This is a genomic window from Flavobacterium luteum, from assembly GCF_008806775.1.
Lineage (GTDB): Bacteria > Bacteroidota > Bacteroidia > Flavobacteriales > Flavobacteriaceae > Flavobacterium > Flavobacterium luteum.
In genome coordinates, this window is record NZ_WAEM01000002.1 from 311503 (window position 1) to 332678 (window position 21176).

Sequence of the window (21176 nt, forward strand, 5' to 3'; positions counted from 1 at the left end):
TTCTTTAGCTTCCTAATTTTTTGTTAAAGATAGTAATTTACAAACATCCTAACAAAAAAGCTTATTTTTGTACCGTTATTTTAATCTTTGCACCTAAAATAAGAGCCCTTTGTGATTTTAACTTCAAATTAATAATGAAAAAACCATTAATATTAGTAACAAATGACGACGGTATTTCTGCTCCTGGAATAAGAAGTCTAATAGATGTCATGTCAGAAATTGGAGAAGTCGTCGTGGTTGCTCCAGACAAACCTCAAAGCGCAATGGGTCATGCTATAACCATAAACAATACATTATTCTTAAATAAAGTATCAAAATCAAATGCAGCAATAACAGAATACAATTGTTCGGGAACACCCGTTGATTGTGTAAAGTTAGCTGTAAATGAAATTTTTCATAGAAAACCAGATTTGTGTGTTTCAGGAGTTAACCATGGCTCTAACTCGTCTATAAATGTTATCTATTCAGGAACAATGAGTGCTGCAGTTGAAGCTGGTATTGAAGGTATTCCTGCCATAGGATTTTCATTATTAGATTACGAATGGGATGCCGATTTTGAACCTATCAAATCCTTTATTAAAAAAATTACTATCGAAACTTTAACAAAGGGATTGCCTATAGGAGTAGTTTTGAACGTGAATTTCCCTAAACTCAAAGAACATGAAATTAAAGGAATTAGAATCTGTAGGCAAGCAAAAGCATTGTGGGTAGAAAAATTTGATAAACGAAAAACACCGCAGGGCAAAGATTATTACTGGCTTACAGGTGAATTTGTGAACGAAGACAAAGGAGAAGACACTGATGAATGGGCTTTGGCAAATGGTTATGTTTCTGTAGTTCCAGTTCAATTCGATATGACTGCGCATCACAGCATTCAGCATCTAAACACTTGGAATCTAAATGAGAAAAATTGATTTGCTTTTAGGTATATTTATGGCAATTGTTGCGGCTATTCTTGGTAGTTTTATTTTTATTGAAGCCTTTACTAATTATTCCTTTTTAGAAGGTTTTGAAATTATGAAATCTCAAAGAGAATTAGGCAAGATCATTACTCTAGGCTCAATATTAAACATAATAGTCTTTTTTACTCTACTCAAACTAGATAAAGAATTAATGGCTAGAGGTGTTGTTTTAGGAACCATTCTTTTAACTATTGTAACTTTGTTTGTCTAAATTAAATTCAAAAACTAACACTTTTTTTATTGAAATGAAATACTATATTATTGCTGGAGAAGCTTCTGGAGACTTACATGGTTCAAATTTAATGAAAGCATTATATCAAGAAGATAACAATGCTAATATTCGGTTTTGGGGTGGCGATTTAATGAAAACTGTTGGTGGAACTTTGGTAAAACACTACAGAGAATTAGCTTTTATGGGATTTATTGAAGTGATTTTCAATTTAAAAACCATTGTAAACAATATCAAATTTTGTAAAAAAGACATTTTAGATTTCAATCCTGATGTAATTGTGTTTATTGATTACCCTGGTTTTAATATGCGTATTGCAAAGTGGGCTAAGGCAAAGGGTATAAAAACGCATTATTACATTTCGCCACAAATTTGGGCTTGGAAAGAAAATCGCATTGAAGCCATAAAACGCGATTTTGATAAACTTTATGTTATTTTGCCTTTTGAAAAAGATTTCTACGAAAAAAAGCATGGTTTTGTAGTAGAGTTTGTTGGGCATCCATTAATAGATGCTATTCATAATCGAAAAGCTATTGAAGTCGATACATTTATAAGAGAAAACAAACTAGAAGAAAAACCAATTATTGCTGTTCTTCCAGGAAGTAGAAAACAAGAAATTACCAAAATGCTTTCTGTTATGTTAAGTGTTGTAGATGATTTTCCTAATCATCAATTTGTTATTGCTGGCGCACCTAGCCAAGAATTCGGCTTTTACGAGCAATTTTTGAAAACCAAAAACGTGCATTTTATTGCAAATAAAACCTATGATTTGTTGAGTCATTCCACAGCGGCATTAGTTACGTCTGGAACTGCAACATTAGAAACCGCATTATTTAAAGTTCCTGAAGTTGTTTGTTATAAAGGAAGTTGGGCTTCGTATCAAATTGCAAAGCGAATCATTACTTTAAAATACATTTCTCTTGTAAATTTAATCATGGACAAAGAGGTGGTTACTGAATTGATTCAGGAAAAATGCAACTGTAAAAATCTGAAAATCGAATTGCAAAAACTACTTGAACCCAATCATAGAAAACAACTCTTAGAACAATATGAAATTTTAGAATCAAAACTAGGGGGAACCGGCGCAAGCGAAAAAACCGCAAAGTTAATTGTACGAAACCTATCGTAAATCCGTTTTAAATTTAATTTCCTAAATTTGCAAAAAATTATTGTTTTGAAAAACATTGCCCTTTTCCTAATTCTTGTCATCTTTTTATATTCTTGTAAGTCAAAATCTAATATCATTACTTCAAAAATCGAAGCAGAAAAAAGAGGAATATATAGCTTGCCACAATCTAAAAAAGTAATTGCAAAAAATGACAAGACTACTAAACCTTCTGAACCCAAATCAACAAAAAAATCAAAACTTAACGAAAAAAACGAGGATGATTATGTTGTTTCCGATGACGACACGAGCTATTTGATAAAACAATTAATCAATACAGCAGCTGCAAATCTTGGTGCCAATTATAAACCAGGAGGAACCACGTCAGAAGGTTATGATTGCTCTGGATTGATGTATGCTACCTTTAAAAAATTTGATATTATTTTGCCTCGATCCTCAGTAGATATGGCGAAAATAGGGGATAAAATAAGTACCGATGCTATAAAAAAAGGCGATCTCATTTTCTTTAAAACCAATGGTCGAAACGTAATTAATCATGTGGGGATGGTTATTGAAATAAACGATGATGAAATAAAATTTATTCACTCTTCCACACAAAAAGGAGTTATTATTTCCTCTACTAAAGAACCGTATTACGAAAAATCTTTTAGTCAAGTAAATAGAATTTTATAATAACACTATATTACTTGTTAAAATTGCTTATCTTAGTTTTTAATTTTTTCAATCGATTAAAAATTTAAGACTATTTAGCATGAAAGTAATGCAATTTCCATTAGCAAAAATTACAATTGCTTTTGTATTTGGAATATTAATGTCTTTTTATACAAATCCCAATCCTAAATTGGCATTCACTTTTCTTTTAATCTCTTTTTTATCCATTTGTATCACTTTACTTTTATCAAAAAAAGACTTCATACAAAAATTATACTTCGGATTTTCTCTCCTATTCCTGTCCTTTTTTATAGGATTTACTACTCAAGTCATTCACTCTGATATTTTTCAGAAAAGCAATTATGTTCATCAAATTAAAGATGACAAAAAAGAACATTTGCTGGAAATTGTACTACGAGAAAAATTGAAAAACTCAACTTTTAGCAATCGTTATATTGCTATTGTAAAAAAAATAGACAACATTGAGAGTTCAGGGAAAATCCTTATTAACATTTACAAAACTTCACTTTCAGAACAAATAAGAATAGGATCGAATTTACAAATTAAAGGGGCTGTATTTAAACACAAGTCAGCCAACAATCCTGATCAGTTTGATTATGGAAAGTATCTAACTAATAAATCAATTTTGGCACAAATGTTTGTTAGTGCTTACGATATAAAAATCAGTTCTGAAATAGATGAAGATATTTTTTACTACTCCAATCAACTTCGTAATAAAATAATACATAATTTAAGAAAAAGCGGCTTTAATAATGAAGAATTAAATGTAGTTGCAGCACTAATTTTGGGACAGCAACAAGATATCTCTCCAGAAATCTTACACGATTATCAGTTTGCAGGTGCTATTCATATTTTATCGGTTTCTGGATTGCATATCGGTTTTATTTTACTTTTTATTACTTTTTTGCTGCAGCCGCTACCTAAAAATAATTTTGGCTCCTATATAAAATTAAGTATTATTCTATTTTCGTTATGGGGATTTGCATTTCTTGCTGGTTTATCGCCAAGTGTGATTCGTTCTGTAACAATGTTTTCATTTGTAGCTATTGGAATGTGTTTAAAAAGAAAAACAAATGTCTTTCATACATTATTAGCATCTCTATTTTTCATTCTGCTTTTTGAACCTTCGTTTCTGTTTGATGTTGGTTTTCAATTGAGTTATGTTGCACTTTTTTTTATTCTTTGGTTGCAGCCTTTACTTTCAAGTATTTGGACTCCAAAAAATAAAATTCAAAGCTATTTTTGGGATATTATTACAGTTTCATTTGCTGCACAAATTGGAGCTATGCCTTTGAGCATCTATTATTTTCATCAATTTCCCGGATTATTTTTTGTCACCAATTTAATAATTCTTCCTGCATTAGGAGTAATAATGGCATTAGGAGTTTTTGTAATGACTTTAGCCAGTTTTGATTATGTAAACCTTTTTTTTGCAAAAATTTTAGAATGGAGCATATTTCTTTTAAACAAAACGATAAATTGGGTAGCGTCATTTGAGCAATTCATTTTTCAAGATATTCCATTCAATTGGTATATGACCATTAGCTCCTATTTAGTAATTATTGCAATGGTTATTTGGTTTAAAAAACCCAACTATATTAAAATGGCAATTACTTTAATCACAATATTACTATTTCAGGCAACTTGTTATATTTCGATTTGGAAAACGCAAAGTCAAAAAGAATTCATCGTTTTTAATATAAAAAAAGCAACTCTGATTGGAGAAAGGAATGGACAAAATTTGATTTTGTTTAGTAAAGATAGTATTCAAAACAATTCAATGCTGAAATCATATCAGGTTGCTAACTTTACCACATTAAAAACAATAAAAGCTTTACCAAATCTTGCTTATTTTAATGGTAAAAAAATTTTAATCATTGATAGTTTAGGCATTTTTTCTTTGAATAAAAAACCTAATGTTATCATACTAACACAATCACCAAAGTTAAATTTAGAAAGACTTTTTTTGAAAATGAAACCGCAACAAGTCGTTGCAGATGCTTCAAACTATAAAACCTATATTAAAGTTTGGAAAAAGACTTGTATCAAATATAAAATCCCTTTTCACGCTACTGGCGAAAAGGGATTTTATAGATTAAATTAAGAATTTATCCTTTTGAAGTCAAAATTTGATTGGCATTTTCAATCCATTTAGAAGGACCTCCGGCTACATATCCTGTACTACCGATTTTATTAAAATTGATTTTTTCATCTGCTTTTTGAGGATTTGCTAGCCAAATAGTTGGATAACCTCTCACTTCAAAAAGTTGTTGTAATTGTGCGTTTTGACTTTGAATTTCGGGCTGTTGAGGAGATCTTCTCGGGAAATCAACCTCTACCAAAACCACATTTTCTTTTGCCCATGAGCTAAATTCTGGAGTTTTAAGCACTTCATTTTGTAAACGGATGCACCACCCGCACCAATCGCTTCCTGTAAAAAACAACAATAGTGGCTTTTTAGTTTTTAAAGCAACTTGAGTTGCCTTTTCTAAATTAGTTTCCCATTTTAATTCTTGAGCCTGAACTGCCATAGAACCAATCACTAACAAAAGTATTAAACCTATTTTCTTCATTTTTATCTTATTATTTAAAATTTAGTTTTCAAAAACCGTGCCTTAAATTCATCGGACACCATGCATTAATTTTTTTATAATTGGACCCATTATTATTGAAAAAGCAGCAACAACAAGAGAAATAATTGTTAACATCCAGAAAAAATAGCTCAATCCATGCTCATTGGCAATGGTATCAATATTTTCTCCAAACATCCCTGCTCCTTTCATTCCAATAGCTACTGCAAGATACCAAACTCCAAACATAAATGCAATCATTCTTGCTGGAACTAGCTTACTTACATAAGACAAACCTACTGGCGATATACACAATTCGGCCATTGTATGGAACAAATATACTAAAATCAACCATATCATACTCACTGATGCTGTTTTTGCTCCTGGTAAAATACCGTTTGCTCCAAAAGCTACACAAGCCATACCTAAAGCCAATAATCCCATACCAATTCCATACTTTAAATTGGCATTTGGATTGTATTTACTCTCCCACCATTTAGAAAACAAAGGTGCTAAAGTGATAATAAACAATGAGTTTAGTGTAGAAAACCAAGTTGCAGGAACTTCTGTTAAAGGCATTGTAACTTTATCAATTTTTAATAAAGATAATGTATCATCTGATAAAGATAAATATCCTGCGGTATAATAATCTTTTGCTAACATCCAGATGGCGATTGCCCATATAATTACAAAACTTATACTTAAAATGATATTGGCAATTGCATAATTTTTGAATGTTTGTTTAAATAATAAGTACAAAACCCATGTAATTATGGCCAATGGCAATATGGTTATTAATGAATTGATGATTAAAAAAGTTACACTCCAATTCCCTTCTAAAACCCTATTAGTGTAGTCGTTTGCAAAAATGGTCAAGCTGTTTGGTGACTGCTCAAAAATTGCCCAAAAGAAAATAGTAAGAAAAGCGAAAAATGTAACTGCAATAAGTTTTTCTTTAGTGATTTGAGAATATTGTGTAAATCGATACATTAATAACCCTATGAATAATGATAAAGCGGTAACAATAGCAATTGAATTTCCGTTTTCGCCCAGAAAACCAAATACATTTACTTTTCCTCCAGAAATTTTTGAGGCAGGATCGTTTAAAATCCATAACAATCCTAAAAGACAAGTTATAGCTATTACTACTAATTGTATTGGCGTAAAAGGATTTCTCTTATCAGTATCAGAAGCTTCGGCTTTTGCTTTACTATCAGCATTTGGTTTTAAACCAATATCTCCGAATATGTTTTGAGACAACCAAAATTGTAAAGTACCGAAAAACATAAAAATTCCGGCTAAACCAAAACCATAACTCCAACCTACTTTTTCTCCGAGATAGCCACAAAGTAAAATTCCAAAAAAAGCTCCAGCATTAACACCCATATAAAATAAAGTATAGGCTCCATCTTTTTTCTCAGGTCTGTCTTTATACATTTCTGAAACAATAGAAGTCATGTTTGGTTTAAAAAATCCGTTTCCAAAAACCAATAATACCAATCCTAAATAAATTGAAAAATGGGTTTCTAACGCCATTGAAGCATGACCAAGAGTCATTAGAGTTGCTCCCAAAACAATAGCCCAACGAAAACCAATAACTTTGTCAGCGAAATATCCGCCTAACATAGTTGACAAATAAACCAATCCTACATAGGAACCAAATAAAGCTGAAGCATTTTCACGAGTCCATTCCCAACCACCGTCAACTGCCGATGTTGTCAAGAATAATATCAATAAAGAACGCATTCCGTAGAATGAAAATCGCTCCCACATTTCGGTAAAAAACAATACAAATAATCCGGCAGGATGACCTAGAACGGGATTTTTAAAAAACTGATCAGTTGAGTTTTGAGTCATAGTATTTTTTTATTTTACTTCTTGCATTAGTTTTTTTATTAATGGCGATACTACAATTAATAATACTCCTGCAATTAACGCATAAATTGCAAGTTGATAATAGCCTTCGGTGTAGCCGTGAAGTTTAGTAATTAATGTTGCATTTTCATCAGGCGAAGACATTCCTGCACCTAATAAACCAGCAACATATTGCCCATAAGCACTTGCTAAAAACCACATCCCCATCATCATTCCTGACAACCTTTTAGGAGATAATTTTGTCATAATTGACAATCCTATTGGGGATAAGCACAGTTCACCAAATGTTATTATTAAATAAGCAAAAGTAAAAACATTTAGAGAAGTAATTCCTTCTAAATTGGCAAAAAATCGCGTATAATAAAACACATAAAATGACAATGCTAAAAACAAAAATCCAATTCCAAATTTCATTACAGTGTTAGGTTCCACTTTCTTTTTTGCCATGACTAACCAAATTAATCCCAAAATTGGACTAAAGACAATTACAAATAAAGAATTAGAAGTATTGTTGATAATATTTGGATTTATTTCAAAAAATAAAAGTGAGCTATTCAAATTATTTTTGGCGAAAAGGGCTAATGAACCTCCGCTTTGCTCAAAGAAAGCCCAAAAGATAACCGAAAAAAGAATGAATATAAAGGCTGCAATTAATTTCTTTTGTGCTTTAATTTCTTTCTCTTTTATTGTTTCGTATATAAAATATAAAATCGCCAATGGACCAATGGTGTACATGAAATAATCCGTGTAATCCGTATTTTTTATCATTATAAAAATTAATGGAATACTAATTAATGAGCCAACATAAACTGCAATCTCATTTATTGTCCTTTTAGATGAACTTAAATTCAACAAAGGAGAATCGCCTATTGGTCCCAAAGATTTTTTAATGATGATAAAAGTCACCAACCCAATAATCATTACTATTGCAGCTGATAAAAAAGCATAACTCCAACCATATTCTGGACTTGTACCTAGATAAACACAAACAGCTCCACCAAGCAATGCCCCAATATTGATTCCTGAATAAAACAACCCAAAACCAGCATCACGTCTGCTATCACCTTCTTTATAAAGTTCTCCTACCATTGAAGAAATATTGGGCTTAAAAAACCCAGTTCCAATAATTGACAGCGTGATTCCTAAATAGAAAAATTCTTGTGGTGATAAAGCAATAATTAAATTCCCAAGAATCATAACTGTTGCTCCAAAAAGAAGTGATTTTTTAAAACCTAAAATTTTATCTGCAAAAATACCCCCAATAAATGTAAAAGCATATACAAAGGCCTGAATAGCTCCATATTTTAAATTGGATTCCTTATCCGATAAAGAGAGCCCTAAAAGCTGGTCTGCCATAAAAATGGTTAATACTCCTCGCATTCCATAAAAACAGAATCGCTCCCACATTTCTACTAAAAACAAATACCATAATTGTTTTGGATATTTGCCCTCAAAATTTTGAATATCTTCTAATGTTAATGCGGTTGTTTTAGTCATTTTTATAAATTTTCTTTAATAAAATTAGTCATCTTGTTGTACAATTGAATTCGGGTTTTACCACCATAAATTCCATGATTTTTATCAGGATAAATTTGGGAATCAAACTGTTTATTAGCTTGAATTAATGCCTCCATCATTTGCATAGAATTTTGTAAGTGTACATTATCATCCGCCGAACCATGTATCAGAAGAAATTTCCCTTTGAGTTTATCAACATGATTTATGGGTGAATTATCATCATAACCACTTGGGTTTTCTTGAGGGGTTTGCATGTATCGCTCCGTATAAATACTATCATAAAAACGCCAATTGGTTACAGGTGCAACAGCAATAGCCATTCTAAAAACATCTGCTCCTTTCAGTAGGCAATTAGAAGACATGAATCCGCCATAGCTCCATCCAAAAATTCCGATTCTCATTTTATCTACATAGGGATACCCTCCTAATACTTTTGCAGCGTCAATTTGATCTTCTACTTCGTATTTTCCTAACTCTTTTTGAGTACATTTTTTAAATTCAGCTCCTTTAAATCCCGTACCTCTTCCGTCAATACAAGCGATAATATATCCTTGTTCTGCCAGCATCATAAACCAATAATCATCCGTATTATTCCATTCGTTATTGACTTGTTGCGAACCAGGCCCTGAGTATTGGTACATAAATACAGGATATTTTTTTGAAGCATCAAAATTCTTTGGCTTTATCATCCATGCATTCAATTCGTTTCCTTTTGGAGTTTTTAAAACAAAAAATTCTTTAGAAGGTAAATTATACGCTTTAAGTTTAGTTGATAATGCTGCGTTGTTTTCAATAACTTGAACTAATTTTCCTGATTTAGAATCATTTAATGTATAAGTTGTAGGCTGGGTTACACTAGAAAAAGTGGTAATAAAATATTGGAAATTCGGGCTAAAAGTTGCCGAGCTTGTTCCTGTATTTTGAGACAATCGCACTTTGTTTTTCCCATCAAGGCCAATTTTATAAATATCTCTATTAATAGAACCATTCTCTACCGACTGGTAAAAAATAGTTTTAGTTTTCTCATCAAAACCATAGTAAGAAGTTACTTCCCAGTTTCCTTTTGTTACTTGATTTTTTAATTTCCCTGTTTTATCGTATACATAAATGTGGTTGTGACCGTCTTTTTCAGAAGTCCAAATAAAGCTATTGTCTTTTAAAAAAGTTAAGTTATCGGTATCAATAAAATCAATATAGGCTTTGTCCTTTTCGTTAAGAACTACTTTGGTTGTTCCTGTAGTACTATCAACAAACAATAAATCTAAATTGTCTTGGTGCCGATTTAATATTTTTGCTGATAAAAAATTAGAGTCATTAGTCCACTCAATTCTTGGAATGTAGAAATCATTGTATTTTGAAAGATCTATTTCTTTAGTTGAAACACCAGCAACATCATAAATATGCAAAGAAACCAATGAGTTTTTTTCACCTGCTTTCGGATATTTAAAGGTTTCAATAGTTGGATACAAGTCTTTTCTAAACATCGACATCGAAAATTCAGGCACTTGACTTTCATCAAAACGGATATACGCAATTTTTTTACTGTCGGCACTCCAATCGAAAGCTTTTACAAAAGCAAATTCTTCTTCATAAACCCAATCTGTGATTCCGTTTATAATTGCATTTTTCTTTCCGTCAGCTGTCATTTGGACTGATTTTTTTGTCGCAATATCATATACAAAAAGATTGTTTTCTTTGGCATAAGCAATCTTTGTCCCATCAGGAGAGAATGCAGGTTCTTGAATTTGAAAATCGAATAGTTTGGTCAATTCTTTAGTTGTAGTATTGTATAAATAATAATCGGCAGTAAACGAATAACGGTAAATTTGATTGGTATTGTTTGCAATTAAAATCATTTTTTCATCAGAATTGAAAGTATAGCTATCAATACCATCAGCTAATTCTTTTTGGTCTTTAGTATCTATAAGTGTGGCTACTTTTTTTAAGTTGGCAAAATCATATAAGTCTATTTGCATACTTCTCGAAGCTCTGTCAAAATTAAGTACCGTATATTGATTGGTGTTTTTCATAGACTGCAATTCGTCCATTCCTTTGGCTCGAAAAGCACCTGAATAAATTCCTTCGACAGTTATTTTTTGTTGGGCAACAACCGAAAAACTCAATAAAAAAAGAATACAAATAATATTGATTGATCTCATAGATTATAGTTAAATATAAAAGTTGTCAATTTTAGTGAAAAATTTACACATAATGACACTATTTTGTGTTAAAAGCGGATTTTAAAAAAATGGTCATCATTTCAATTTAATAAATCCTTTTTCAATTTTAAACAACTACAAATAACTCAGCCACCATTTTTCTTTGTGTGCAGTTTTATAGCCATCATACCATTTACAGATTGGAAATAAAATAAGAATTACAACAATCCAAATTATATAGACCATCTTCAAACCAAAACCATCAGTAGTTACAACTCCTAAAAATGGAATATTGTATTTCGTTGAAAAATCATAAATAGCTGCAATAGAATGTCCATTGATGAAATAATTTATTAAAGCAAAAAAATGAATCAAGAACAAATGAAGAATATAATAAAAGAAAGCTGTTCTTCCAAAAACCACCATTGTATTGGTAAATCGGTTTTCAATTTTCTCTAAAAATGATAATGCAAATAATGCCATTCCAATAGTGATGGCCATGTAAAGTAACGATGGGGGGTATTTTTGCACATTTAGAAATGATAAAAAAGTATAAAAATTATTTTGTTGGTATTGCCACGGCAAAGGGTCTCCATAGATATTAATTCCGCGAAGAATGATAAATAACACCAACAAAACTATTCCTAATTGTTTAAGGAGTTTGGTTCTTTGAGCCAATGAAAACTCTGGAGTGAATAATTTCCCTAAACAATATCCCAGCATCATCAATCCTGTCCAAGGCAAGAAAGGGTAAAAAATAAAAGCCGAATGATTGGCATTTATGGGATAAAAAACAGCATGACCATGATGCAGCAAATCCCACCAAAAACCTGCTTTAAAACCCGAAACAGCTTCTGGAAAATCCAATAAATTATGACCTAAAACTATCAATAACCCGATGCCGAGAATAAAATTGTAAGGTAATTTAATTAAAAAACCTAGGATAAACATACTTATGCCAATAGTCCAAATAACTTGAAAAATTTGTAAAGGATAATTCGGGTTGAATGTCCATGCAAAATTTACAATTGCAAATTCAACAAAGATAAGCCACAAACCACGCTTGAATAAAAAAACACTTAATTCGCTTTTAGTTTTGCGTAAACTTTGCAAATAAATAGAAGTTCCTGAAAGAAATACAAAAGTTGGAGCACAAAAATGAGTGATAAATCTTGTAAAAAATAACGCAGGCGTAGTCGTTTCTAGATTTAAAGGATCGTCTGTCCATGCTGTAATATGAAAATAATCTCTCACATGATCTAGTGCCATAAGTACCATTGCTATTCCCCTAAGAATATCAATAGATTGAATTCTTTTTTGAATGATCTCCATAGTTATGTTTTTAATTACAATCAAATATAACTAATAAATCTAAACCGTATCTTTGCTATCAAATTATTTAAAAATTGAGCATGACCAACACTGTTTCAGGATTTTCCAAATTATCCAAAGAAGAAAAAATTAATTGGGTTGCCAAAGAATATTTCTCTAATCCTTCAGAAGCTATTTCATTAATTAAAAGGTATTGGAATGCTGACGAAAAACTGCAACAACTACATGACGAATTTATCGAAAACACTTTAACTAATTTTTATTTGCCACTTGGTGTTGCTCCAAATTTCATAATCAACGGAAAAAAGTATACGATTCCTATGGCTATTGAGGAAAGTTCTGTTGTGGCTGCCGCATCAAAATCGGCAAAATTTTGGTCGACCCGTGGCGGATTTAAAACTACTGTTTTAAACACCGAAAAAATTGGTCAAGTTCATTTTATATATACTGGCGACACTTTAAAACTAGAACAATTCTTTTTAGCAATTAAAGAAAAATGCATCGCAGCTACCGAAGGCATTACTAAAAACATGCAAAAGCGTGGCGGTGGAATTCTAGATATTGAACTTAAAAACAAAACCCATTTAATAGATAATTACTATCAATTGCATACGACTTTTGAAACCAAAGATTCAATGGGAGCCAATTTTATCAATTCATGTTTAGAACAATTTGCTAAAACATTGAAAGAAGAAGCGCTTTTGAATGAAACCTTTTCAGAAGAAGAAAAAAACATTCAAATTGTGATGAGTATTTTGTCTAATTATGTTCCTAACTGTATTGTTCGAGCCGAAGTTTCTTGTAAAGTTTCTGAATTAGCCGAAAAGAAAATTGAAAATCCTCAAGACTTTGCCGAAAAATTCGTGAGAGCGGTTCAAATCGCCGAGGTCGAACCTTTTCGAGCGGTAACCCACAACAAAGGAATCATGAACGGAGTTGACGCTGTAGTGCTGGCGACGGGCAATGATTTTCGTGCTGTAGAAGCTGGAATTCATGCTTATGCTGCCAGAAATGGTCAGTATTCGAGTTTGTCACATGCTAAAATTGAAAATGAAGTTTTTAGCTTTTGGATGGAAATCCCATTGGCATTAGGAACCGTTGGCGGATTAACTTCGTTGCATCCATTGGTGAAATTTTGTTTAGAAATGCTTGAAAAACCAAATGCAAAGGAACTAATGCAAATTGTTGCGGTTGCTGGTTTGGCTCAGAATTTTGCAGCTTTGCGGTCTTTAACTACTACAGGAATTCAGGAAGGACACATGAAGATGCACTTGAATAACATTATTAATCAATTTGAAGCTACTATTGAGGAACGAGTCTTGGTAACTAATTTTTTCAAGCACAATATAGTTTCACATGCTGCTGTCGTTGATTTTATTGAAAACTTAAGAAAATAAAACGTTGAAAAAAAGATTCTATAGCAACGGAAAACTATTAATTACAGGAGAATATGTCGTTTTAGATGGCGCTAAAGCCCTTGCCTTACCAACAAAATTTGGTCAGGATTTGATTGTTGAAGAAGGAAAAAATAAAGAAATTGTTTGGAAAAGTTTTGATAAAGACAAAAGTATTTGGTTTAATGAAATCATTTTATTTTCTGAAATTATAGAAAAAACTACTTTCGAAAATCTGCCTGAAAAAAATACGTTAATTGCCATTTTGCACGAAGCGTTTCTATTGAATGCTGATTACCTCAATTTTTCAGAAGGATACAACATAACAACCCATCTGACTTTTCCTAAATTTTGGGGTTTAGGCACTTCTTCCACTCTTATAAACAATATAGCACAATGGATCAACATTGATGCGTTTGCTTTACTAAACAACAGTTTTGGAGGCAGTGGTTATGATATTGCTTGCGCTCAAAACAATACGCCTATTCTCTATCAACTAGAACGCGGAAAACCAATTATAACATCTGTAGTTTTTAATCCTAGTTTTACCAACCAATTGTATTTTGTTTATCTCAACAAAAAACAAAGTAGCAAAAATGCGATTGCCTCTTATTATAAGAAACAAAATGATATTGTTCCATTCATTACTAAAATAAATACCATTACGAATTCAGTACTACTATCAAAGGAAATTGAATCGTTTGTTTCAGAAATTGAAAATCACGAAACAATTCTAAGTGAAATTTTAGAAACAAAAACTGCAAAAGAAACATTATTTTCAGATTTCTCAGGAACGATTAAAAGTCTTGGTGCTTGGGGAGGTGATTTTGTTTTGGTAGTTTCAAAAGAAAATCCTTCAGTTTATTTTAAAGGAAAAGGCTATGAAACAATTCTAAGTTACGAAGAAATGATTTTATAAAAAAATCCCGACAAGTCATAAAACGAGTCGGGATTTTTTATTGAATAAATTGAATTTAATAATTAAACTGAGCTCTATTGTCTTCTATATCGGCCTCAGCTTTTAAAGCTGGAATTACTCGACCTGAATAAGAAGAAGTTTGTGATTTTACTTTAGCAATATAATCGGTATGGTTTTTTAAAACTGGAGCTTTTGTTACCAATTTAGTTTGAATTACGAATACTCCAGAATTTCCTTCAATTGGAGCAGATAATTTATTTACTGCCGAAGCGAATGCAATACCAACAACTTTTTTCTCTTGACCAACATTTGGTAAATTTGCATTTTCAAGATTTACATCTAAAGCTTGCTGTACCGTTGTCGCATTTGATTTTGCAATAGCCGCTAATGAAGTTCCTTTCATTTTCGCAGTGATTAAAGCGGCTTTTTTCTTGTTTCTAAGAATTGGTTCAATTCCTGGTCGAGCATCATCAATAGGTGTTAATCCTTTCTCGTGAACTTTCTTTAGTTTAGCAATAATGTTACCAACATTAGCAATTTCAAAACGTTTTACGTCACCAACTTTCGTTTTATTTTCGAAAGCCCATCTTATAATTTGTCTTTGGTTTCCTGCGCTACCAAAACTTTCGTCCATAGCTTTTACTTTTACAGCTGGATTTACAGTTAACTTAGCTTCTTTAGCTACTTTTTCGAAATCTTTTTCGTTAGCATCCATTTCAAACTTAACTGCCGATTGGTAAATTTTATCCGTTGTAGCATCTGAAGGTTCTATTTTTTGAGCAATTGTAGCTAAACGAACACCGTCTTGTTTGTCAGTAATATTAATGATATGAAAACCGAAATCAGTTTCTACCAAACCTATTTTACCTACAGGATTATTGAATACAAAATCATTAAAAGGTTTTACCATCTGTCCTGGAGAAAAATAACCCAAATCACCCCCTTGTTGTGAAGAAGAATCATCAGAATTAGAGAAAGCCATCATTAAAAAACTAGAAGGATTGGCTTGAATTTGAGCGAATAACATTTCTGCTTTTGCTTTTGCTTGTTCTTTAGTTCTTTTCTCTTTTTTGTTGGGCACTTGCGTTCCTTCATAACTAATCAAGATGTGGCTTGCTTTTGCATTAATCCCTGCTTTTCTTCCTAAAGATTTAGTGATGCAGTAGTATTCGCCCTTCATATAAGGACCGTAAATTTCTCCTTGAGGTAAATTATACAATTGTTCAGCGCTTTCTGCTGGCAAATCTTTTTTAGCAACATAGGTCGAATCATATGGGAGATCCGAATTTTCATTTACAAATTCAACTGTATTTACCGCTTCTCTAAATCCTGGTAAAGTATCGTTTTTAGCAGTTGCTTGATTGTAAATTATTCTGGTGTTTAATAATGAATTAACAGTAGTCTTTACTTCGTTTTCGTCTTGAGCTGAAGCTTTATCTGCTATTAAAACATATTCAATCTCACGAGATTCTTCGGCTTTGTATTTTTTCTCGTTTTTCTTCATGTAATCTGTAATTTCAGCATCTGAAACTTTTACATCCGTATCTTTTATAGATGAAAACAAAACGGAAACAAAATCAAAATTTACTTTATTGGCCTCCATTTCATATTTAAACTTTCCTTCACTTTCAGTTGTGAACATACCTGCTTTTACCAACGTGTTGTATATTTGATATTTAGAATTAAGATCAGCATCTTTTTCTCTATCTTTTACATATTGTGCTTGCTCTGGATTCGATTTAAAATATTCTTTAAATTTAGCCAAATCAAAAACACCTTTGGTTTGAAACATTGGATTTTGTCCTATATTTTGATCGGCTTTAAATGCTTCAAGAATGTGTTTTTCTCCAGCTCTAAGACCTAACTTATCAAACTCAGCAGACAATAAAGCAATTGAAACTTCTTGATCCCAAACTCTATTTGCTGCCTGTGTAGCTGTCATTCCTTGCTGACCACTTTTCTCGACATTACTCACTTTGATTCTAAAATCTTCAAACGAAATATCTTTTCCGTTTATGGATCCTACATCTTTCGAAGAGCTTCTAAAACCACCACTGTTAAATAAATCTCCAATGATGAATGCTAATAAACAAAAGCCAATAACGAGTATCAGAAGAAGTGAACGTTGTCTAATTTTTTGTAAAACTGCCATTTTTATTGTTGTTAATTTTAATTTCAGTTTGCGAAAATACAATTATCTATTTAATATCCATAACTGTATAGTTATAATTTTCAATAATTTTAATTCTTTTCTGAAAAATTATTCTATAATCTTAAGTTTAACCAATTCTATCTTTTTATTAGTGGCTTCTTCAATGGTAAAATGAAATTTATCAATTACAATTTGTTCGCCTTTTAAAGGAATCTTTTTTGTGAAATCGACAATAAAACCACCGAGAGTTCCATAAGAGTCACTTTCAGGAATGTTCAATTTGAAAGTTTGATTTAAATATTCCACATCAAAACGAGTTGAAAACAAATAAACCCCATCTTCTAGTTCTTTTTCTATTAATTCTTCTACTTCGTCATGTTCGTCTTCAATTTCTCCAAAAAGCTCTTCTACAATATCTTCTATGGTTATAATTCCTGAAGTTCCACCATATTCATCAAGAACAACTGCAACACTTTTTCTTTTTTTGGTGAGTAAATTCAATACATCTTTTATAAATATAGTTTCGGGAACAAATTCTACAGGAATTAGTATCGATTTAATACTTTTTGGCTTTTTGAACAATTCAAAAGAATGTACGTACCCAATAATATCGTCATGAGAATTTTGATACACTAAAATTTTTGAGTATCCTGTTTGAATAAACATTTCTTTTAAATCAGAAATAGAATCATAAATATCTACTGCAACAAGCTCTGTTCTAGGCGTCATGACATCTCTTGCTTTTACCCCGGAGAATTCTAAAGCATTTTGAAAAATCTGAATTTCGGAATCTACATTTTCATGATCTTCAACTGTACTCATTTGTTCTGTGATATAATTGCCTAATTCTACTTTGGTAAAAAACAACTGTACCTGATCGCCTTGAGTTTTGAAGAATCTTCGCAGAATAAAATCGGATATCCAAAGTATAAAAGTAGATACAACATAAAAAAGTTTGTAGAATAAATACGCAGGAAGCGCAAAAAATTTAATCAAACTATTAGAATAGATTTGAAAAAATACTTTTGGTAAAAACTCCGCTGTGATTAAAACTATGAGAGTTGAAATTGCAGTTTGAATCAATAAATTCGATAATTCTGAAAAATGATATGGTACTGTTTTTATCCAAGCCATTAACATATCACCCATAAAAAAACCATAAACTACAAGCGCAATATTGTTTCCAATTAGCATTGCTGCTATAAACTTAGATGGTTTTTCTGTAAGTTTTGTAAGGATTTGTGAAATAAAATTTTCTTGTTTTTTTTCTATTTCAAGATAAATTTTATTGGAAGAAATGAAAGCAATTTCCATTCCTGAGAAAAAAGCGCAAAAGAACAAACATAGTATTATAATACTAATTTCCATTTCTTATGGTTACTTGTTAGCATTGTTATCAAATTTTTTAGCAAATTTTCTTCTGAAAAAAAACATAAAAATAGCTACTGCAGCAATAATAAAATTAAGCCAAGGAGACTCTGCCGTTCCTATTTTAGTAAAGCCTACATATATAAACAATATTCCAAAAACCAAATAAATATATTGTGTGTATTTTAGATAATTCATTGCTTTTGTTTTTTATTAATTATTCGGATTGGTCAACTTCTCCTTTTATCTTTTGGGAATTTACAATTTTAAAATCCTTGCTAAAATCAATTCCTTCTCCAAAGGAAACTCCTTTTGGGTCTGTAAATTTAAACTTTTTTTGCGTAAAAAACCATTCGTTTTTTTGGTCAAAATACAATTGCTCGGTTTCTAGAAATTGTCCTGTTTCAGTTGAAATTTTGACGTGTCCTCTTAAGTCGATGACATCGGTTCCTTTAAAAGAAAGAGCATAATCAGCAACAACAAAAGTTTTTTTTCCTTTAGCATCGTATAAAGTTACATCTATTCCTTTTGGAAATTCCGTAAACGGAAACTCAACATTAGAATAGTCGAGCATTTTTGGACTTATAAGTATTGATTTTATTCTGCCTGAATCGGTATATTTCAAATTGAAATCATCTGCTTCGCCGCTAGGAGTAAACTCTGAATAATTGATTTTTTGAATCTCTTTAAAATTACTCTCGCAACCTAAAAGCAACAATAAATTACTGAATAGAAAAGTAATAAAAACTAATTTATGATTGGTATTGCTCATCTTAAAATTTAGTTTAAACAAATCTAGAAAAGTTTTTTTAGGAATTAATCGTATTTTCTTTTGACAAACCATTTGTCATTCAAAGATAAACTTATCATGACATTTACATAATTTTCTTCGACCAAATTGGCTTTAGCCGTTCCCCGTCTTCCTATTTCAACTCCTAAATTAAGATTTGAAAAAGTTCCTCCCAGCGGAAGTCCAACACCTCCTGTAAAAGCATAGTCCTTAATTGATTCATCATTAATTACTAATCCTGTATTTTCATATCGAAATCCTCCTCTATAGGTAACTTTTTTAAAATAGCTAGTAAACGAATTGTAATTTGGAATATAGAATCCACCTAAACTATATTTTACTGCATTTTCATATTTAACATTATTGGCTACACTCAATCTATTACTAAAAGTATTGCTTCCTTGAAAAGTAACTTCACTACCAACAAGCCATTTCTTACTTTGACCCAAACCTACTCCAAAGGAATATTTACTAGGCAATTTAATAGTTGTTTTAGAAGTTTGCGTATCCAGATAATCTATAGGTATTGATGTAAAATCATCTACATAACGAATCGAAAAAATATCTCTTTGATTATTAGAACTTAAATTACTTTGTGGAGTAAAAGTAATTGCGCTATAAAAATTGGTGTTTTTATTAACTTTGGCATTATACATAGCTCCAAAATTAATTGTAAGCCCTGACATTTCTGATACATTAGTCTCCTGAGAGCCATTTTTTTGAGCAGTAAGTAAGTATCTAATGTTATTGGTTTCTATTCTCCCGAAATTATAAGCAAGTTCTGTTCCGATACTCAATCTCGGCGTTATTTGATACCCCAAGCCTAAAAAAGCTTTATTCAATCCTCCGTCACCAGTATATTGTTTTGATATATTGTTTGCAACATCCTCTGTTTTTACCTTATACCCAACTGTAGAATATGGAATTAATCCGAAAGATAATCCGAATTTTTTCATTGGTAAAGCAACCGCTAAATAATCTAGTGAAGATCTTTGTGCTTTTTCGTTAGCCGTATTAGAATTAAATTTTGTTGCATTAAAAGTTCCTCCAATAGTAAAAGTTGATAGCTTTATACTAGCGTATGATGCTGGATTTTGGAGATTGATATGAATACTATCCGGAAGTATAGCAACTCCTCCCATAGCACTAATTTCATGTGTTCCTTTAAATTTAACATCTCCAACACCAAAGAAAGAATACGGAGAGGCAGAACCATTTTGTGCAAAAGATACTATAGAAAAAAGTAAAAATAGAGGCAGTATAAATTTTCTAATCATTTTTAGTTGTGTATAGATAGATTTGATTTAAACTTTCGAGAAGAAAATTTGAATTGGCAAATATGGTATTTTTTAATCGTTTAGCCAAAAATTCTGAGTCTCCTCCCGTTAAAATTATTATAAATTGTGGATATTTCTTTCTATACTCGTTGATAAATCCTTCAATTTCAAAAACAACCCCATTTATAACTCCAGAATGAATGGATTGTTGCGTAGAATTTCCGATTAAATCTTGTTGTTCATTAGACGGAACATTTTCTACTGCTAAAAGAGGCAAATTAGCGGTATAGTGATGCAATGATTCGTACCGTAAACGAATTCCTAGAGCAATGGCGCCGCCAAGATACCTATCTTCATTATCAACAAAATCATAAGTGATGCATGTTCCGGCATCAATAACCAATCGGTTTTGTTTCGGAAATTGCAACACCGCACCCGCAGCAAGAACCATTCTGTCAATTCCTAAAGTATGTGGCGTTTCATATAAATTTTGGAAAGGGAAGAGCGTTTCGTGAGTTACAAAATGTACATTTATTTTAGCATTTAATGCCAAAAAATCATCTTTATCTCTATTTCCTACAGAGGCAACAATCATATCGGTCACTTTAGGATAAGAATCTAAAATAGTTTTACTGTTTTTTTGAAAGTCTACATTAGAAAAAAAAAGAGTTTCTAAAAGGGTATTACCCTCAAAAACAGCGGCTTTAATTCTAGTATTTCCAACATCAATTACTAAAAGCATCATTTGAATTTTAGAATGCGAAGATACGATTTGATTTTTTTTAATAATTGTTTTGTATAAATTAAAAATCGTTCTATATTTGCAACCGCTT

At 31.4% G+C, this 21176-nt stretch carries 18 protein-coding genes; 7 read left to right on the forward strand and 11 right to left on the reverse strand.

The window, feature by feature from the left end:
• Window positions 1–134 precede the first annotated feature (134 nt).
• From surE to F6464_RS05225, 5 genes are all read left to right on the forward strand, one after another.
• On the forward strand, window positions 135–914 hold the full coding sequence (gene surE, locus F6464_RS05205) for a 5'/3'-nucleotidase SurE (RefSeq protein WP_151106747.1): 780 nt from the start codon (window positions 135–137) through the stop codon (window positions 912–914).
• On the forward strand, window positions 901–1173 hold the full coding sequence (locus tag F6464_RS05210) for a hypothetical protein (RefSeq protein WP_151106748.1): 273 nt from the start codon (window positions 901–903) through the stop codon (window positions 1171–1173). Before surE ends, F6464_RS05210 begins: the two co-directional genes overlap by 14 nt.
• A gap of 34 nt (window positions 1174–1207) precedes the next feature.
• Window positions 1208–2320, forward strand: coding sequence for a lipid-A-disaccharide synthase (gene lpxB / locus F6464_RS05215; protein ID WP_151106749.1), 1113 nt, complete (start codon window positions 1208–1210; stop codon window positions 2318–2320).
• Between the two features lie 45 nt (window positions 2321–2365).
• Window positions 2366–2989: a C40 family peptidase gene (locus tag F6464_RS05220; protein WP_225318032.1), complete on the forward strand. Its 624-nt coding sequence runs from the start codon at window positions 2366–2368 to the stop codon at window positions 2987–2989.
• Window positions 2990–3068: 79 nt separating this feature from the next.
• Window positions 3069–5093, forward strand: a complete 2025-nt coding sequence (locus F6464_RS05225; protein WP_151106751.1) for a ComEC/Rec2 family competence protein — start codon at window positions 3069–3071, stop codon at window positions 5091–5093.
• 4 nt (window positions 5094–5097) lie between these two features.
• Here F6464_RS05225 and F6464_RS05230 read toward each other — a convergent pair whose 3' ends face one another.
• From F6464_RS05230 to F6464_RS05250, 5 genes are all read right to left on the reverse strand, one after another.
• Window positions 5098–5562, reverse strand: a complete 465-nt coding sequence (locus tag F6464_RS05230; protein WP_151106752.1) for a thioredoxin family protein — start codon at window positions 5560–5562, stop codon at window positions 5098–5100.
• Between the two features lie 48 nt (window positions 5563–5610).
• Window positions 5611–7416: a peptide MFS transporter gene (locus F6464_RS05235; RefSeq protein ID WP_151106753.1), complete on the reverse strand. Its 1806-nt coding sequence runs from the start codon at window positions 7414–7416 to the stop codon at window positions 5611–5613.
• A 9-nt stretch (window positions 7417–7425) separates the two neighbouring features.
• A complete protein-coding gene (locus tag F6464_RS05240) occupies window positions 7426–8931 on the reverse strand; it encodes a peptide MFS transporter (protein ID WP_151106754.1) in 1506 nt (501 codons plus the stop codon).
• Between the two features lie 2 nt (window positions 8932–8933).
• Complete coding sequence (locus F6464_RS05245; RefSeq protein ID WP_151106755.1) at window positions 8934–11111, reverse strand: S9 family peptidase; 2178 nt, start codon at window positions 11109–11111, stop codon at window positions 8934–8936.
• A 135-nt stretch (window positions 11112–11246) separates the two neighbouring features.
• Window positions 11247–12443: a DUF1624 domain-containing protein gene (locus F6464_RS05250; protein WP_151106756.1), complete on the reverse strand. Its 1197-nt coding sequence runs from the start codon at window positions 12441–12443 to the stop codon at window positions 11247–11249.
• Window positions 12444–12523: 80 nt separating this feature from the next.
• On the opposite strand from F6464_RS05250, the gene F6464_RS05255 reads away from it, so the two are divergent.
• Complete coding sequence (locus tag F6464_RS05255) at window positions 12524–13840, forward strand: hydroxymethylglutaryl-CoA reductase, degradative (protein ID WP_151106757.1); 1317 nt, start codon at window positions 12524–12526, stop codon at window positions 13838–13840.
• A 4-nt stretch (window positions 13841–13844) separates the two neighbouring features.
• The gene (locus F6464_RS05260) at window positions 13845–14756 is read left to right on the forward strand and encodes a GYDIA family GHMP kinase (RefSeq protein WP_151106758.1); all 912 of its coding nucleotides are present in this window, start codon (window positions 13845–13847) and stop codon (window positions 14754–14756) included.
• A 55-nt stretch (window positions 14757–14811) separates the two neighbouring features.
• Here F6464_RS05260 and F6464_RS05265 read toward each other — a convergent pair whose 3' ends face one another.
• The 6 genes from F6464_RS05265 to F6464_RS05290 form a co-directional block, all read right to left on the reverse strand.
• Window positions 14812–16908 carry a peptidylprolyl isomerase gene (locus F6464_RS05265; protein ID WP_151106759.1) on the reverse strand — a complete coding sequence of 699 codons (2097 nt, stop codon included), beginning with the start codon at window positions 16906–16908 and terminating at the stop codon, window positions 14812–14814.
• Between the two features lie 108 nt (window positions 16909–17016).
• Complete coding sequence (locus F6464_RS05270; RefSeq protein WP_151106760.1) at window positions 17017–18276, reverse strand: hemolysin family protein; 1260 nt, start codon at window positions 18274–18276, stop codon at window positions 17017–17019.
• A 9-nt stretch (window positions 18277–18285) separates the two neighbouring features.
• A complete protein-coding gene (locus F6464_RS05275; RefSeq protein WP_151106761.1) occupies window positions 18286–18474 on the reverse strand; it encodes a hypothetical protein in 189 nt (62 codons plus the stop codon).
• A 19-nt stretch (window positions 18475–18493) separates the two neighbouring features.
• Window positions 18494–19048: an LPS export ABC transporter periplasmic protein LptC gene (gene lptC, locus F6464_RS05280; protein ID WP_151106762.1), complete on the reverse strand. Its 555-nt coding sequence runs from the start codon at window positions 19046–19048 to the stop codon at window positions 18494–18496.
• Between the two features lie 44 nt (window positions 19049–19092).
• Window positions 19093–20343 carry a hypothetical protein gene (locus F6464_RS05285; protein ID WP_151106763.1) on the reverse strand — a complete coding sequence of 417 codons (1251 nt, stop codon included), beginning with the start codon at window positions 20341–20343 and terminating at the stop codon, window positions 19093–19095.
• Window positions 20336–21085 carry a type III pantothenate kinase gene (locus tag F6464_RS05290; RefSeq protein ID WP_151107129.1) on the reverse strand — a complete coding sequence of 250 codons (750 nt, stop codon included), beginning with the start codon at window positions 21083–21085 and terminating at the stop codon, window positions 20336–20338. The genes F6464_RS05285 and F6464_RS05290 overlap by 8 nt, the downstream gene beginning before the upstream one ends.
• Window positions 21086–21176 lie beyond the last annotated feature (91 nt).

Bases quoted from the DNA above. Each gene is read 5' to 3' on its own strand.
- surE (WP_151106747.1), top strand. From the start codon at position 135: ATGAAAAAACCATTAATATTAGTAACAAATGACGACGGTATTTCTGCT.
- F6464_RS05210 (WP_151106748.1), top strand. From the start codon at position 901: ATGAGAAAAATTGATTTGCTTTTAGGTATATTTATGGCAATTGTTGCG.
- lpxB (WP_151106749.1), top strand. From the start codon at position 1,208: ATGAAATACTATATTATTGCTGGAGAAGCTTCTGGAGACTTACATGGT.
- F6464_RS05225 (WP_151106751.1), top strand. From the start codon at position 3,069: ATGAAAGTAATGCAATTTCCATTAGCAAAAATTACAATTGCTTTTGTA.
- F6464_RS05230 (WP_151106752.1), bottom strand. From the start codon at position 5,562: ATGAAGAAAATAGGTTTAATACTTTTGTTAGTGATTGGTTCTATGGCA.
- F6464_RS05235 (WP_151106753.1), bottom strand. From the start codon at position 7,416: ATGACTCAAAACTCAACTGATCAGTTTTTTAAAAATCCCGTTCTAGGT.
- F6464_RS05240 (WP_151106754.1), bottom strand. From the start codon at position 8,931: ATGACTAAAACAACCGCATTAACATTAGAAGATATTCAAAATTTTGAG.
- F6464_RS05245 (WP_151106755.1), bottom strand. From the start codon at position 11,111: ATGAGATCAATCAATATTATTTGTATTCTTTTTTTATTGAGTTTTTCG.
- F6464_RS05250 (WP_151106756.1), bottom strand. From the start codon at position 12,443: ATGGAGATCATTCAAAAAAGAATTCAATCTATTGATATTCTTAGGGGA.
- F6464_RS05255 (WP_151106757.1), top strand. From the start codon at position 12,524: ATGACCAACACTGTTTCAGGATTTTCCAAATTATCCAAAGAAGAAAAA.
- F6464_RS05265 (WP_151106759.1), bottom strand. From the start codon at position 16,908: ATGGCAGTTTTACAAAAAATTAGACAACGTTCACTTCTTCTGATACTC.
- F6464_RS05270 (WP_151106760.1), bottom strand. From the start codon at position 18,276: ATGGAAATTAGTATTATAATACTATGTTTGTTCTTTTGCGCTTTTTTC.
- F6464_RS05275 (WP_151106761.1), bottom strand. From the start codon at position 18,474: ATGAATTATCTAAAATACACACAATATATTTATTTGGTTTTTGGAATA.
- lptC (WP_151106762.1), bottom strand. From the start codon at position 19,048: ATGAGCAATACCAATCATAAATTAGTTTTTATTACTTTTCTATTCAGT.
- F6464_RS05285 (WP_151106763.1), bottom strand. From the start codon at position 20,343: ATGATTAGAAAATTTATACTGCCTCTATTTTTACTTTTTTCTATAGTA.
- F6464_RS05290 (WP_151107129.1), bottom strand. From the start codon at position 21,085: ATGCTTTTAGTAATTGATGTTGGAAATACTAGAATTAAAGCCGCTGTT.